12 protein-coding genes are annotated in these 14,668 nt (G+C 54.9%); 7 read left to right on the top strand and 5 right to left on the bottom strand.

Translation table 11 applies throughout. The features are described from left to right. The first annotated feature begins 1 nt into the window (after position 1). The 3 genes from ACE103_RS42815 to ACE103_RS42805 all read left to right on the top strand — a co-directional run bounded on the left by ACE103_RS42815 (position 2) and on the right by ACE103_RS42805 (position 6,302). Positions 2–448 carry a PIN domain-containing protein gene (locus ACE103_RS42815; RefSeq protein WP_375777824.1) on the top strand — a complete coding sequence of 149 codons (447 nt, stop codon included), beginning with the start codon at positions 2–4 and terminating at the stop codon, positions 446–448. A gap of 441 nt (positions 449–889) precedes the next feature. Then, positions 890–5,029 carry a CHAT domain-containing protein gene (locus tag ACE103_RS42810; RefSeq protein ID WP_375777823.1) on the top strand — a complete coding sequence of 1,380 codons (4,140 nt, stop codon included), beginning with the start codon at positions 890–892 and terminating at the stop codon, positions 5,027–5,029. 34 nt (positions 5,030–5,063) lie between these two features. After that, positions 5,064–6,302: a S1C family serine protease gene (locus ACE103_RS42805; protein ID WP_375777822.1), complete on the top strand. Its 1,239-nt coding sequence runs from the start codon at positions 5,064–5,066 to the stop codon at positions 6,300–6,302. Positions 6,303–6,569: 267 nt separating this feature from the next. Here ACE103_RS42805 and ACE103_RS42800 read toward each other — a convergent pair whose 3' ends face one another. Both ACE103_RS42800 and ACE103_RS42795 read right to left on the bottom strand, forming a co-directional pair. Further along, entirely contained in the window at positions 6,570–7,109 is a 540-nt protein-coding gene (locus ACE103_RS42800; protein ID WP_375777821.1) for a hypothetical protein, read from the bottom strand. 74 nt (positions 7,110–7,183) lie between these two features. Continuing rightward, positions 7,184–7,504 (bottom strand): hypothetical protein, encoded by a 321-nt coding sequence (locus ACE103_RS42795; RefSeq protein ID WP_375777820.1) that lies wholly within the window; start codon positions 7,502–7,504, stop codon positions 7,184–7,186. Between the two features lie 138 nt (positions 7,505–7,642). On the opposite strand from ACE103_RS42795, the gene istA reads away from it, so the two are divergent. Continuing rightward, positions 7,643–9,193 carry an IS21 family transposase gene (gene istA / locus ACE103_RS42790; RefSeq protein WP_375781039.1) on the top strand — a complete coding sequence of 517 codons (1,551 nt, stop codon included), beginning with the start codon at positions 7,643–7,645 and terminating at the stop codon, positions 9,191–9,193. Positions 9,194–9,210: 17 nt separating this feature from the next. Further along, a complete protein-coding gene (gene istB, locus ACE103_RS42785) occupies positions 9,211–9,987 on the top strand; it encodes an IS21-like element helper ATPase IstB (protein WP_375781038.1) in 777 nt (258 codons plus the stop codon). Between the two features lie 68 nt (positions 9,988–10,055). Here istB and ACE103_RS42780 read toward each other — a convergent pair whose 3' ends face one another. From ACE103_RS42780 to ACE103_RS42770, 3 genes are all read right to left on the bottom strand, one after another. Then, the gene (locus ACE103_RS42780; RefSeq protein ID WP_375777819.1) at positions 10,056–10,202 is read right to left on the bottom strand and encodes a hypothetical protein; all 147 of its coding nucleotides are present in this window, start codon (positions 10,200–10,202) and stop codon (positions 10,056–10,058) included. Between the two features lie 125 nt (positions 10,203–10,327). Beyond that, positions 10,328–10,906 (bottom strand): hypothetical protein, encoded by a 579-nt coding sequence (locus ACE103_RS42775; RefSeq protein ID WP_375777818.1) that lies wholly within the window; start codon positions 10,904–10,906, stop codon positions 10,328–10,330. Positions 10,907–10,965: 59 nt separating this feature from the next. Then, on the bottom strand, positions 10,966–11,991 hold the full coding sequence (locus tag ACE103_RS42770) for a hypothetical protein (RefSeq protein WP_375777817.1): 1,026 nt from the start codon (positions 11,989–11,991) through the stop codon (positions 10,966–10,968). Positions 11,992–12,930: 939 nt separating this feature from the next. Between ACE103_RS42770 and ACE103_RS42765 the strand changes: the two genes are divergently transcribed. Next, the gene (locus ACE103_RS42765) at positions 12,931–13,398 is read left to right on the top strand and encodes a hypothetical protein (RefSeq protein WP_375777816.1); all 468 of its coding nucleotides are present in this window, start codon (positions 12,931–12,933) and stop codon (positions 13,396–13,398) included. A gap of 683 nt (positions 13,399–14,081) precedes the next feature. Continuing rightward, complete coding sequence (locus ACE103_RS42760) at positions 14,082–14,624, top strand: hypothetical protein (protein ID WP_375777815.1); 543 nt, start codon at positions 14,082–14,084, stop codon at positions 14,622–14,624. Positions 14,625–14,668: the final 44 nt, after the last annotated feature.

Here is a 14,668-nt window from a genome sequence, read left to right as displayed (position 1 = left end):
GATGTCAGGACAAGCTGTCCGCGTAGTTTTGGATACGAACCAGATCGTGGGAGCCGGGACTGGTTGGCTCGATCACGGACGGCCTTCGCCAGATCGTAATACTCACCGCCGGATTCTTATCCGCGTGGCAGAATTTCACGCGGGTTTATACTGTGGGAAGATCATCGGTGAGTATCTTGAGAAGCTAGTAGACCTCGCTCATCCGCCGGAACGTGCGTTGAAGATGATCACGTATCTAATGGGAGCATTCGACGCGGTCACAATAATCAGCGAAGCTGCCCCCTATCCGCCGACCGATGTTGACGATGAAATATTCTTGCTGTGCGCGATTGATGGTGCGGCTAACTTTTTGGTCTCGGAGGATCACGCGTTGGTGAACTTGAAATCGAATTATTCAGACTTTGTGATTGGTCGAAGCGTCGACTTGTTAAAGTCGTTGGGCGCTTAGACTTAAAGGTTTAAAACATAAACCAGCGTTTATGTTTGACGGCGTTCTCTTTAGAGCGCTTCCCTAGTGCTACGTACGCATCCGGTGACGGCCGCCTTGTCGAGTGAGGCGCGTTGTTGAGAACTGTCCTTATGGACAGTGATAGGCGCAGTGCCCAAGTCGAGCGGCTTGAGGTGGTGGACGCGGGCCGGCGGCGGCGCTGGTTTCGAGGATGAGAAGCTATCATCACCGTGTCCGATAGCGTAGCCAGGATCGAACTTCGCCGGAAGATGTCAAGCCGTACTGCTGCAATGGGCGTTCCAGGGAAGGGGATCGGGCCCCAAAGAACTCGGAAGGCACCTCGAACTCTTCTAGCAGCAATTGCGAGATTTGGACTGGTCATCCTGTTCGCGTAGGTTGCAGATATGTCGTATACTCCCCTATAGCCCATGGAGGCAGATCTTGGGGAAAGCTACTCTACGTCTGTTCTTTATATTCGCGGTAACGCTGATTTTAGCCTGCGCGAAGGTACAGGCCCAGGAGAGCTTCGCGCCTTACGAACGCGATTTCATAGCCGCAAGACAGCTTGTCCTCGATGGACATGTCAGAGAAGGCATCAGTCAAATTGAGGCCCTGCTCGGAAAACTCGATCCTGCCAAAGAACCGTACAATTACTGGTTTGTCGGCATGGTCCTCGCTGACTTCTTAAGCCAGATCGCAAGCTATGAGGACGAAGCCAAAGTTCTCAATCAAGTAGCTTCTACGAAGCTGCATAGCTCGAACCCGATCCTATTTCAGCAACTCGCGTCTAAAGTTGGCCGCAACCTCGCCTTCACGGGGCACTCCAACGAAGGGGAGAAAGTCCTACGAAATCTAACCGGAGGAGACGCGCGGTGGGTAATCACTCCACCACAACGTGACGCCGCCCGCGTTCTTTCAAGGATCGAGTTAGACCGTGAGAATGTTGGTCAGGCCGCAATCTGGATGAGGAGAGCGGTCATAGGTACGCTGGTCGACAAGGGAGCTTCTTCAGAAGAAGTTGTAGACACCTTGACGGACTACGCCATCTACCTGCGACGAACCAGACAGATCGGCGAAGCACATGATCTCCTTACCAAGCTCATTCCAGTCTACGACCAAACATTTCCGCACCGAGGCCCGAAATATCTTAACTTCGCAAGCGAATTGCTGGAATCTGCAAGATCAATCGGAAATTTTGAAACCGCTGACAACATCTACCGGCTCCTAAAGCAAACTACAGCTGAAGTAGATATTATCGCACCATCGGTGCGTGCGCAGATGTTTTACCAAGACATCTATAGTGCGGCAGCTAAGTCTACCGAAGCGGGCAATCCCGAACTCTCAGATCGCCTTAAGAAGCTCGCGACAGAGTTCCCTAACTGGATTAAGCTGCCCGATTCACGCATTGCCTTTTCGTACTTCTCGCTCCTAGCGGGAGATATTGAGCAAGCTGAAAAGTTCGCCGCCAGCCCGTCTGACAAACAAGAAAGTATTCGAATTGCGGCTTACGATCAAATCATCAAGGCGCACATCGCAGCTAGACGGGAGGACTATATAGCATCGAGCCAAATGCTCAGTGAGGCGCTCCTAAAGATTAGCGCGTATCACCACGAATTTTCCAGCGAATCGCCATCCAAGCTGCCCACCCTGTCTCTTGAAGAGCGGCTCGTATTAAGCGCCACCTTAAGCCGAATCGCTTCACACGTGTCATCACCACAGCAGGCGGACTTGGTGTTCCGTCTTGAGCAATTCCTGAACCGAGACAAAGCCAAATTGAGTTTGAGTGCCAGAGTTGCTCGCCTGTCCGCGACCTCAGACCTGCAAAGAGAAGACCTTAGGACTAGAGACAGGCTGAAGGACTTGCGCGAACGGATAATGTTTGAAAGCGCACAGCAGTTGCTGAGCCGTACATTACCCATCAAAGGTTACGAGCCCAGCAAATCTAATGATTACGCGTTTCTTATTCGACTAGAGCAGATTGAAGGTAAGATCTCGACAGTAGATGAATCCATCAAAAGATCCGGAGCGGCCACGTATGTGGCCAGTGAGGATACGCTTTCGCTTGAGAAAGCAAGGGCGCTCTTGAAACCCGGCGAAGCGCTTGTCGGACACGTCCTACTACCGGGCCACGGGCTATTCATCAGTTGTGTAAGCGCGGAAAGCCAAGAATTCGAAGTCGCTAAATTTACGCCTTCCGAACTCAAGCAACTGTTGATCGACGAGAAGCTGTTATCGGCCGCGCTTCGGAGCATCAACGAACCTTCCCGGGAGCTAGATTCGCTGTTTCCTGCTGAAAGTTCTTTCCGACTCTATCGCGCCACGCTCGGCCCAATCGAATCCTGTTTGGATCGCAAGCGCAGCATTCTTCTCGCAACCGACGCGGACTTGTTCTCGACTCCCTGGAACGCGCTGTTAACCGAATTGGATACGAGCAAACCTTTCCGACACAGATCTGCCGCTTGGACGATGAGATCGTTTTCGATCAGCTTGCTGCCATCTGTAATGTCGCTGGACCAGCTGCGCCGCCAGATGCCGGCTACCGAAGCCACTGAAAAGTTTCTCGGCATCGGCGATCCCGATTTCACTGGTCGACCTGATCCGTCCAAACAGCTCGCACTAGCGCCATTGATAGGAATCAGAGGAGCCGGAAGTCGATCCGCAATTCGACAATTGCCTCGATTACCCGAAGCGGGCACGGAGTTAAGAAGCGAAGCAACCGTGTTGGGGGTGAAATCGGCGGACCTCTTGCTTGGCACGCATGCAAGCGAACGGCAACTTCGATCGAGACCACTCGAGAAGTACAAGATCGTCTCATTTGCAACCCATGCACTGGTCGCAGGCGAAGCTGACGGAGTGACCGAGCCAGCACTAGTCCTTTCTCCTGGAGAGGAAGAAGACAACCCAAAGAACGATGGCATATTGACCACCAATGAAATCGCTGACCTCGCATTGGATGCGAATCTTATAATTTTGTCAGCATGTAATACCGCGGCTCCGGATGGACGACTAAACAGCCGGGGTCTTAGCGGACTAGCTGATGCCTTTTTCTTTGCTGGGGCTCGATCACTTGCCGTTACGCAATGGGCTGTTTATTCGGCTGCTGCAGAGCAGATTGGTAGTGGTCTAGTTTCCTTGGCGGAACGCGAACCAACTTTGGGCGTTGCCGACGCGCTTCGCCAAACGACCCTAAACTTTGTTTCTACGGCACGAGAAGATTACATGGCCCATCCTCGGTTTTGGGCGGCCTTCATTATAGCTGGCGATGGAAGCATTGCGCCCCTCTCTGGCAGTTCGGGTCGCGTTGGTAGAATCCGCATTGATAAGGAAATTGTCCTGGAGAACCGCGACCAATCGGAACTGCTTGGTATTACCGAGACGAGCAGCAAAGCGAACTATGCCACCGGCATGGCTCGACCACTGGCGGGGGAGAATAGAGCTGGCAGCTACATTTTGAGATTTACGTCACCAGAGAATAGCACGGTCATCGATCTTGACCGTCGAATGGCAACGTCTTCGCGAATATTCGACCTCGGCGACTATATCGGCGTTAGTGGGTACTATCCGTCGTCCTGTCAGACTTGCCTTGCAAAGCCCGGTCAACCAGCTGCCGTTTTCAAATTGCTCGGTCGCGACGGCGAGTTAAAATGGCAGGTCGTACGGGAAAGCTCGAATAGCAGCAGTAACAGGTTTGGAACCGACATAGTTGAGTTTTCCGACACATACATTCTTGTAAGTTTAGAGACCGACTACGCGTCTGTGTCAGAATCTGCAACCACGCTATGGCTGACAGCCGTCTCACGGGAGGGAAAGTTTCTTCGAGAAAGGCACGTTACTTTGCCATTAATCTTGCCGGCTTTGGCCAAGGGAACGACCATCAACGCCTTTGGAGATCTAGTGTTGGCGGTCGGCGGCGAATATCCCGCTTCAGAAAAGCATGTAACGCCGATGCAGACCAACCCACTGACTGGCACAAGAACGTACACGTGCGCTTCGATGAGCACCTCATTCGTCTTCCGCTTCGACCCCCTAACGTTTTCAGTCCGGCAACAGTTTGAAATCAAAGATGGGCTAATTACGCGACTTAGAGACAGCGAGAGGACGCTGTTCGGCCTCATGGATGTCAGTGCTGATTGCCGGTTAACGAGTGGCGTACGTGTCGTGGAAATTGATTTACCGGGTCAGGCAGTTAAATCGATTTTTCAAACGCAAACGACCAACAGCATTCAGTCGCACGACTTCGTGGTAACCCAGGACCGAATTGTAATCGTAGGAAGAGTTTACGTGTTTCTTCCTCCCATACTTGTGAGGCCGACGATGAGTAGTGAGGAGTTGGCCAACTTCTCAAAGAAGGACTTCTTAAAGGATTCAGCCTTTGACAACGCCGACTCAGACTCGGTTATGAACGCAGCTATATTGGTCATTCGGCGCGACGGCGTCTTAGTGGGCGATAAAGTCATTCACGATGCCCTAAACCGAAGCCTCGCTGCTGTAGCGATCCGAGGCGACCATCGATACGTAGCGGCAGGTAGCGCATTGGGCACCAACGGTTGGCTTGTTGAGTTTAGCGATTCAGCTCGCTGACGTACGCAGGCTCTACTCTGCATGGAGAGATGAGATGAGACTACTAGTCCAGACTTTGGCTGCGCTAGTCTTTGCGACGATTGCTGTGGAAGCGGCGTACTGTCAGGGTATTTCCAAAAGAGATTTCTTTACGACTCTTCCCGAGAGCGGCAACGCAGCGCCGGACGACAACTCACAACCGGTTGATTTGAACCCGCTTGCCGACGGCATGTCCTTTGAAGAGTTGGGCAAGGTGATCAAGGAGTTCGCCCGAGTCACCTCCAATCGTAGAGGCGCTCAGGAGATTGCGCTTTATAAACTCGCCTCACCCGCGGTCGTCTTGCTGAAAACAAAAGACGGTAGTGGTTCTGGAGTGGTTCTCCCAAATGGGATGATCCTGACAAACCGGCATGTTGTCGAGGGTGTCGGTAGTGTTGAAATATTCTTCAAGCCAGTCGACATGACCCAATCTGCTCAATCAACCGAGTTTCGTACAGGCAGAGTAGCCTTTGTAGATCGAAGCAAGGACCTTGCTCTGATCAACCCGAACGAGATGCCCGCAAACTTCAAATCGCTCAAGGTCGCTCCTCGTGATGATATTGAAGTTGGAGCAGACGTATTCGCGATTGGTCATCCTCTCGGGTATTCGTGGACATTCACGCAAGGCGTCGTCAGCGGCGTGCGCAAGATTGATAACGACAATGAGAGCTATACAGCAATTCAGACGCAGACGCCTATCAATCCCGGCAACTCTGGAGGTCCGCTATTGAACGCGAATGCCGAGGTCGTCGGAATCAACACCTGGGTACGCGACATATCGAGCGTCAAGAAAGTAGAGGTGGCGGGTGAGACCACAGTCTTGGCGAGACCTGCCCAGGGCTTGAATTTCGCTGTATCCGCTCGAGACATCCGCCTTTTCTTGGGTGACATACAGAACGGCAAGGTAGCAAATCTTCCCCTCGCTATTCCAGCGACTGTTGGTTGCTCCTCGTGGCAACCGATCTTCAGCGGCCGCACTAAGGATAACCAAGCAGGTCTGAAGACATTCTCATCGCGCTGCGATGGTGTCGCCGACGCTTGGCAAGTTCTACCAGACGACAAATCAAAATCCGTTCAGTTGCATCTTGACGTCGAACGAACGGGGAAGAGCAGCGTCGTGGTCTTAACTAATGCAGGAACGCGAAAGTGGGAGACTTCGCTGTGGGACTTTTTCAAAGACCAATCTTTTGCTGTGGTCGGTCATCACGATACCGGAAGTATCAAGCCCACCCGTTTTGAGTTCGTGCGAGGCTGACGCTACACAGCTTGCCTTCCGTCAAGCCGATTGTGGATTTGTTCACCGAGGCAACGTCAGCTTTAAGTACATCATAACTATCGAGATGGAGGTTCCGGTGAGATTGACCTGAGCCCCAAAGGTCAAGGCTGACACGGCCGGTTGCTCCTGCCTGGAGCAACTCTACCTTGAAGAGGGAAGCTGTGAAGCAGCCGCTACCGCACGTCCGACCTGAGCGTTTAGAAGAGACATGCCCGGCCGTCGCAGCAGACCGCAGTAGCAGACATCTTAACGGATGCCGTGTTCGCGCTCGTACCGCTTCGTGTTGCGACCATCAATCCAGAAGTACAGCGCCACAATGACAAAGCCGGCGGATATCGTCTGAAGGAGCGTCAGGCTGAGAGACAAGATCGCCGATCCCGTCTTTCGCCAGTTGTAGAAATACGACCAAACAACACAGCCACCGTACAAAATTGCAGCAGCGACATAGAGCGTGACGTCTTTTACTTGGTGACCGTGCCTGGCCGCTTCTTGAGTAAAGAGGCCCATCATCAAACACATCAGAAGAGCGATAACACCGCCACCTAATGCGACATACGTGGAGGGGACGAACCAAAACCTCACGCCAACCAAGTTGACTGCCTTGATCGTTGTGAAAATCCAGCAAAATATCGAGAGCGGGACAATCAGTATGCCGACGGCATTGATCCAAGCGTAGTTTTGATCGCCGACCATTAGATAGCTAATCGAACCTGCCACAGGGATCGACATCAGCAATAGACCGGTCAGCAGCGGGTAACGAATTCGCGTAACAATAGCGTCGGCCATAGAAAGCCCTCCGTTGGTTTCGAGCCAAAGGAGGGTCCGTTGTGAAAATGGATCAGGCAACGGAATGCTGACGACTATCCCCTACCTGCCTTCTTGTCCTTTGCCGCCTTAAAATTCGACCTCACAGCGTTGGCGGCTGCAGACAGCGCTTCATCCATACCGCCGGCGACGGCGATCGTCTTGATCTGGTCTAGCTGCTCGACGAGATCGTCAAACGTCGATGCCTTCAGCGTGCTCTTGCCTTTCTCCAGCTCCAGCGGTTGCCTTCCGTAACGAAGCTGGAAGAAGATCGCACCTGCTCCGTCCACCCAGAACTGCTCCCGGGAGATGCGCTTGCCTTCCCTGAACAGCCCGATCTTCGTGATCTGCGTGTTTCGGCAATTTCCGGACAGCAATTTCGGTAATTCGCGGACAGCGATTTCAGTAATTCCGGGACAGGGATTCCGCTAAATCGCGGACAGTTGCGGGAGGTTGGTTTTCGGGAGCGCCGTTCAGGCAATGTTCTCTCTCAAGCTGTGAGTTTGAGAGGGGCAATGCCGAGACGGAAGCAAGCGAAACGAACCACTGTGAAGGACCTACGATCGATCCTGAGGCTGACGTACGAGCAGGACCTGTCGGTTCGGGAGATCTCGGAACGGCTGCAGATCAGCAAGAGTTCGGTTGCCACCTACCTGCTGCGAGCGCGTGAAGCGGGTTTGAGCTGGCCGCTGCCGCCGATTTACGAGAGCGAGGCGGCCTTGCAGCGAGCCTTGTTCCGGCGGGTCGGGCGGCCCCCGCAGGACTTGAGCGAGCCTGAGTGGCCACGGGTGGCGCAGGAGCTCAAGCGCAAGGGCGTGACGCTGACGCTGCTGTGGCAGGAATACCGGACGGCGCATCCCGACGGCTATGGTTACACGTGGTTCTGCGAGAAGTTTGACGCCTATCGGCGCCGGGCGAACCCGACCTTCCGTCATCGCCACGCGGCGGGTGCAGTGATGCAGACCGACTATGCGGGTCCGACGGTGGAGGTGATCGATCCGCAAACCGGCGAGATCCGTCAGGCGCAGATATTTGTCGCGGTGCTCGGGGCCTCGTCGCTGACCTTCGCTATGGGGAGCTTCGGTCAGCGACTACCAGATTGGATCGAAGGCCAGACCCGGGCCTTGTCGTACTTCGGCGGAGTTCCCAGGGCGATCGTCTGCGACAATCTGAAGGCCGGGGTCGTCAAGGCGTTGTGGTTCGAGCCGACGCTCAACCAAACCTTTGCCGCCATGGCCGAGCACTACGACACGACGATTTTGCCGACCCGCAGCCGCAAGCCGCGCGACAAGGGCAAGGTTGAAGGCGCGGTGCTGATTGTTGAGCGCTGGATTCTGGCACGGCTGCGCCATCGGCGGTTCTTCAACCTGACCGATCTCAATACTGCGATCGCCGGTTTGCTGGAGGAGCTGAACCATCGGCCGATGCGCCATATCGGCAAATCCCGCCGGCAGCTGTTCGAGGAGATCGAGCGCGCTGCGTTGACGCCGTTGCCGGGCGAGCCGTTCGAATACGCCGAATGGAAAACGGCGAAGGTCCACCCCGATTATCACGTCGAAGTCGACAAGACCTTTTACTCGGTGCCGCACCGGCTGATCGGCCGTCGGGTGGACGTCCGGCTCACCTATCGAGCCGTCGAGATCTTCCAGGATCACACGCGTGTTGCCAGCCATGTGCGCCGCTCTCAGCGCAGCGGCCATGTCACCGTGAACGAGCACATGCCCAAGGCCCATCAGCGTTACGCCAATATGACGCCGGCGAGCTTGATCAAGATGGCAGCGCGGATCGGCGTCAACGCCGCCACGCTGGTCGAGCGGATGATGCGTGAGCGCCCGCATCCCGAGCAGGGTTATCGCTCCGCCATGGGGATCATCGCCCTGGCGCGGCGCTACGAGCGCGATCGGCTCGAAGCAGCTTGCGAGCGGGCACTCGTCATCAACGCGATCAGCTACTCCTCGGTGAGCGCGATCCTCAAATCCGGGCTCGACCGCGCGAGCCCTGCTGCCGCCCCCGTCAAAGCCACCCCCTCGCACGCCAACATCCGTGGTGGGGGCTATTATCAATGAAGGAAAGGACCATCGCGATGCTGACCCACCCGACCCTCGACCAGATGCAGGCGCTCGGCCTTGCCGGAATGGCGGCCGCCTACCGGCAATTGGCCGAACAGGACAATGCCGCCGATCTCAGCCGCGACGAGTGGCTCGGCCTGATGCTCGATCGCGAAGCCGCCATGCGCGCCGACCGGCGCCTGACCAATCGGCTGGCCGCAGCCAAGCTGCGCTTCATCGACGCCTGTATCGAAGACGTCGACTTCGCGTCCCGCCGCGGTCTTGACCGGCGCAACACCCTGCAGCTGGCGCAAGGCGCCTGGCTGAAAGCCCATGAGAACTTCATCATCACCGGCCTGACCGGGACTGGCAAAACTTGGCTGGCGTGCGCCTTCGGACGCCAGGCGGCCAGGCTCGATCATTCCGTCCTCTATTTGCGTATGCCGCGCCTGTTCGAAGACCTCGCCATGGCCCGTCTCGATGGTCGCTTCCCGCGCCTCATCGATAAGCTCGCACGTGTCCAGTTGCTCATCCTCGACGATTGGGGCACCCACACCCTCAATGACCAGCAGCGCCTTGATCTCCTCGAAATCTTCGAAGAGCGCTACAGGCGCAAATCGACCTTGATTACCGCTCAGCTGCCCGTTGCCCAATGGCACGACATGATCGGCGAGCCAACCATCGCAGATGCTATCCTCGACCGGATCATCCACAACTCCCACCGTATCGCCCTCGAAGGCGACAGCATGCGAAGGAAAAAAGCTGCGCGCCCCTTGACCGACGTCGAAAACAGCGAAACGAATACCAACTGACTTCAACAACCAGGCAACCAAAAGCCAGCGCCGCCACGCTGTCCGCGATTTAGCGAAACTGCTGTCCGTCAGTTAGCGAAACCGCTGTCCCGTTTTTGCGAAATACGCATGATCTGCTGTTCGATGCTGGCGGTGAACTTGTTGCGGCGCTGGAGGACCGGCGTGTTCGCGGTCGGCTTCTGAATGGAAACCAGAGAGATAGTCGCTCGTGCCATGATGGGCTCCTCGTTGTTGATGGAGCCGCCGTCTTCTGAATTTGGCACTTAGGCAACAGCAATAAGAAAAACTTCCAGATTTGGGGTGACCATTGAGAATGCTTGAGTTTCCGGTGGCGGACAATCTAGGAAGCTTCAACGACGGCGGCCCTCAGATCCCCGACGACAGGCAGCCACTCAACGCGGTATGATCCGCGTATATTGACCGCGGAGTCGCGCTTGCCCGTTGGCTTTTCAATTATGCCCGTCAGCGGTCGCCCACTTCTAAAGAAGCCGTAAATGCCATCCGACGGACCACGCCAGAACAGAGAATCTTCCGCAAAGATGACAAGCCCGGCACGGGTGAAGCCGCCAGCCTTAAGCTCCTCCGCAAACGCAATGTCTTTGCAGAAGCTGAACATCTGCTCCGGATGCTGGCCATTCCGTGGAAACTTCAACTCGATCGCATACTGCAGTCGATGATCAATTCGGTTGGCGATGCAGACGTCAATTTCTCGCTTGGTGAATGCGGCGCCTGGAGAGAACAATGAACTTACATTTCGTTCAAATCGAACTTTGCTGTTGGAGAATTCGTTGCGAAGAAAGATGCCCAGCTCGTGTTGAAGGCTGAATTCGTTATAAATCTCTACTTCGCCGCGCGCCACTTCGTGCAAGAACGGTTTGACAAGCATCGCCAAAGGCACGTCGATCGAACTAGTCGTCATGGCATTTCCGATCAAACGAGCCCAGCCGGAAACGTTTGAGCAAGTCGATCATCATTTGACTACCAACTCTGTTCAGTTAATCCATCAGCGATGTCCGCGAGGTCATCCGGCATCGGGACTGGAAGGTGCTCACGCAGATCAAAGTATCGATGGCCCATGATCCCTCCCGGACTGGATTTGCGGAACATCGTCTCACTCATCCCGCTGCACAGAAAGAACTGATGATCCTTGGTTAGGTCCCATCCTTGCTCGTCTTGAGCCATTCGCGCCGCGTCGAGAATTCGCCGCTGCTCATCAGCAGTCAACGACACTGTTTCATTCACGACGCCTGAGTTGTTGATTTCACACTGGACAACTTTGGTGATCAACCCGATGTTTCGGACAGCCTTTTCATAGTAGATGCCAAGGAAGCGTGCCTTTCGGCGAGACCAAGCCGCGGGACAAAAATAGAGCTGGTTCACGACATTTATGTTGTGAGAGCGACCACACGGCGGGACAAACAGAGTCCATCGGTCAACGGGCAATAAATCTTCTTCACTGCAGAAATCCTCGTAGTCGGTGACGAGAGCATGCATTCCCTCGTCGTAATCGTTGAGGCAGCTCCGCGCAGCAGCAATCATGTCTCCAAAGGTAACGGGCACGAGAATGACGTTCCGGTCTGTTGCGGTCGTTCGCAGCGCTTCCCATTGAGGGCCTGACATCTGAGGGCGTTCCGGACTTAGCAGAAACAGGAAGCCACCGCTTGCTTGGTCAAAGCCGGCCAAGTGACGATTGAGTTGCTCAATGCCAAAGCTGTTTGAGCTTCGCTTCGTCTCGATCCCGATGCGAAAGCTATCTTGGTAGAGATAGCCATCGATCACTCCTAGGCCTGTACCGACTTGTTGCCTTATCTGAAGCCCAAGCCCCACGAGGCTGCTATTCTCGGTTACCGCATCGCGAAGCAGCACGGAAAGAAGTCTCTCAAAGCGGAAGCGATTGTAATCGTAGAGGCGGTGCAGGAGCAGGAGCGTGTTGTTCGTATCGAAGTTTTCACGTTGCGAGTATCGAGGGAAGTAATGAACCTGTGTCATAATGTGGAGGCCCATGATTAAAATGCTTATCTGAGCAGTGCTATCCGGACCGAGAGGTCGGGGTCGTGTCGATGCGTGTCCGTCCTTACTTCAACACTTGCCAGACGGATGACATCTTCCCACCACTGCTAATTGGCGTCCAGCTTGACGTTGCCATCCAAGCAATCAGCGTTGCGCTCGTCATTTTAAGTATTGGTCCCATCCTCCAAAACACCACTCTCCCAGTCCCTAAATACCTCCGTTGGAGTTGACCTATCTGGTCGGCTCGCAATCCCAAATCGCAACGAAACGGAGATATGATGGCTAGTAAGCCGACTCGCTGGCACGATCCAGCATCAAGAAATCCAAGATCCCTAATCACCGAAGAACGCCGCATCTGCAATTACCCGTCACACCTTCGTGGGATGGCGACGAACCGGTATGGCGGTAACAACCTCCAACATGAACGCGGACTGCGAGGCGGAAGGTACGGAGCGGCAGGACCAGCTCGCGTCTACACCGAGGAGCAACGTAGGCAATACGAAAACGATCTACGCCAACGTGGGCAGCTCTCATGAACGATCAATCAAACGAATCCTCTCCAGGCTGGCAGCCAGCGACACCAAATATTATCGCACAGTTCCCTGCCGCGGCTTCATTGGGGGCACGGAGATCATCAAGGAGCCGAAGGCGCTACGATAATGCGGTCCGAACTGACTTGCTCGCATGGCTCTGTCAGAATGACCCGGCTGATTTCGCCGACCTAATGGATCTGCGACGCGCTCTATATAGCCTTGCCTCGAAGGGGAAGTATCGCACCTTCCTGTTAGGTCTAACGAATGCCGGAGAGCGCAAAGTAAAACTGGTCGGACCGAACAGTGCCGTCATGATCGTGAGCGAAAAGTCGCGTCACTACTTGTTGCGGATGCTGTGCCGACTCAGGAAGGCTCGTGAGTGGCCTCCGATTAGGTACTGATGCCAACGTCACTTTCCGTCAGCCGCGACATTCTGGCAAACCTAATCAACGCGGTGCCGTTTGAAAATCCGGTGGCTGTAACTCTGACCATGAAAAAGCGTGCCAGAGCGCGAGCAGCAGATGACATTGTCGCATCCGCGAACCTCCGGCTGTTCCGCGTTCGCCTGGAGACCAGAGTGCTGGGTCGTGCGGCGAAAGTGCATGGCAAGCGATTGCGAATGGTCTGCGTCTTGGAAATGAGTGCCGACTACCGGCTGCACTACCACTGCATACTTGAGCGCCCCTACCACTGCTCCTTCGAGCGTTTCGCGGTGATCATTCGAGATCAATGGTCGAAAACTGATTTCGGCTATCACGAGGTAGACATCCAGGACCGGTCCGACGCCGGATGGACTGACTACCTCCTCAAGCTGCGGCAGAAGCGGTCGCTGCTTGATTCCATAGATTGGACCAACTGCTACCTTTGATTGCCGGGCGAAAGGCCCCTCTCAGGCAACCGATCGTTCGCTGAAGTGCAAAGGGCGTATCCGTACGAGACGCTTTAATAGCTAACTGTACTCCAACGGATGCCGCCTGTTGCAATCAACACGAGCACGGAAGGCGAAGCCGCTAATTCCCTCGCCGATTGAATGAAGCGTTCCTACACACGCCGCTCGCTCAACATTCATGACGAGTATGAGGACTATTCGTGAAAGATCACAAAGGACGGCGAAAACGTTGGTATCAAGGACCCGAAGAAGAACCACATCATGACTGCCGCTCGCTACGGCATCACGACTCTTGTCCCGACCGGGTCAAAGTATGGCCCAGACAAGGCGCAGCACTACAACGTTCAGGTGACCATCGATCGCCGTCGGTTGACGAAGAACCAGCCGCGATAATACGCTGCAACCTTCTAGCGAGGTTTGCAGGTATGCCAAGCGATAAGCGACCGCCGCGAGGCTCGGAGGGCATAAAGAGCGAGCGCCTTGTCCGAGAACGAGTTGCGGAAGAGAGGCTAGTCCGTAGGGAAGAGCCGCCCCGGCGCGACCCAGAGCAGCGTCGCGAGGTCGATTATGCAATCCAAGAGACAAAGCCCCGACTCTTCAGGACTGCCGACAACCGCTTAATTGACGACCGCCCACGCGTAACCACCAATCTTGACCCTGAGATGAAGGACGCGCTCGACCGCATCGCTTTAGATCAGAAGCGGACCAAGTCTGATATTGTTCGCGAGGCAATTGAGAGGATCGTGGTGGAGGCACAGGAGAAGCCTGTCACCCCGACAAACGACCGGGTCGTGATCCAAAGCCCACAAGAGGTCATTCTCTATTCGACCATGATGATCTCAGCGCTCGAGGAAGCTCTGGAATACAGTGCCGAGCGCCACCACAATCATCCGCCGCCCGCACTTCTCATCGAGGACAAGGACTATCTTGACGAGATCCGCCGCCTTGTGGCGGAGCTGAAGCGCCTGAATGAAAACCTTGAAAAGGCAGCGAAAGAGCCGAAGAAACCGAAGCGCACGCCTAAGGAGGTGCAGAAATCAGCGGTCGATGTGAAGAAGCACCTCAACACGTTCCTAGACAAGTACGCTCAGTTTCTCGGCAAAGGCGCAGCAGCACTCACCATCGGTACTGCATCTGCTCTGCTTATCCGCTTCGGCATCCCGCCCGAGACGTTCACCGCGATCTTGAAGAATCTCAAACCTTAGCTTTTGGTGTTTGATTTGGCTTTCTCGACAATTTCTATCTTAAC

The sequence above is a fragment of the Bradyrhizobium sp. ma5 genome (assembly GCF_042258955.1).
Classification (GTDB): Bacteria; Pseudomonadota; Alphaproteobacteria; order Rhizobiales; family Xanthobacteraceae; genus Bradyrhizobium.
Note: the sequence above shows the minus strand (reverse complement) of the source record. Positions and strands in the feature narration are given on the sequence as shown.

What these genes read in the sequence shown, in the direction of transcription:
- istB (WP_375781038.1), top strand. Translation starts at nt 9,211, where the DNA reads ATGCTGACCCACCCGACCCTCGACCAGATGCAGGCGCTCGGCCTTGCC.
- ACE103_RS42765 (WP_375777816.1), top strand. Translation starts at nt 12,931, where the DNA reads ATGCCAACGTCACTTTCCGTCAGCCGCGACATTCTGGCAAACCTAATC.
- ACE103_RS42815 (WP_375777824.1), top strand. Translation starts at nt 2, where the DNA reads ATGTCAGGACAAGCTGTCCGCGTAGTTTTGGATACGAACCAGATCGTG.
- ACE103_RS42780 (WP_375777819.1), bottom strand. Translation starts at nt 10,202, where the DNA reads ATGGCACGAGCGACTATCTCTCTGGTTTCCATTCAGAAGCCGACCGCG.
- ACE103_RS42760 (WP_375777815.1), top strand. Translation starts at nt 14,082, where the DNA reads ATGAAGGACGCGCTCGACCGCATCGCTTTAGATCAGAAGCGGACCAAG.
- ACE103_RS42775 (WP_375777818.1), bottom strand. Translation starts at nt 10,906, where the DNA reads ATGACGACTAGTTCGATCGACGTGCCTTTGGCGATGCTTGTCAAACCG.
- ACE103_RS42805 (WP_375777822.1), top strand. Translation starts at nt 5,064, where the DNA reads ATGAGACTACTAGTCCAGACTTTGGCTGCGCTAGTCTTTGCGACGATT.
- istA (WP_375781039.1), top strand. Translation starts at nt 7,643, where the DNA reads ATGCCGAGACGGAAGCAAGCGAAACGAACCACTGTGAAGGACCTACGA.
- ACE103_RS42800 (WP_375777821.1), bottom strand. Translation starts at nt 7,109, where the DNA reads ATGGCCGACGCTATTGTTACGCGAATTCGTTACCCGCTGCTGACCGGT.
- ACE103_RS42770 (WP_375777817.1), bottom strand. Translation starts at nt 11,991, where the DNA reads ATGGGCCTCCACATTATGACACAGGTTCATTACTTCCCTCGATACTCG.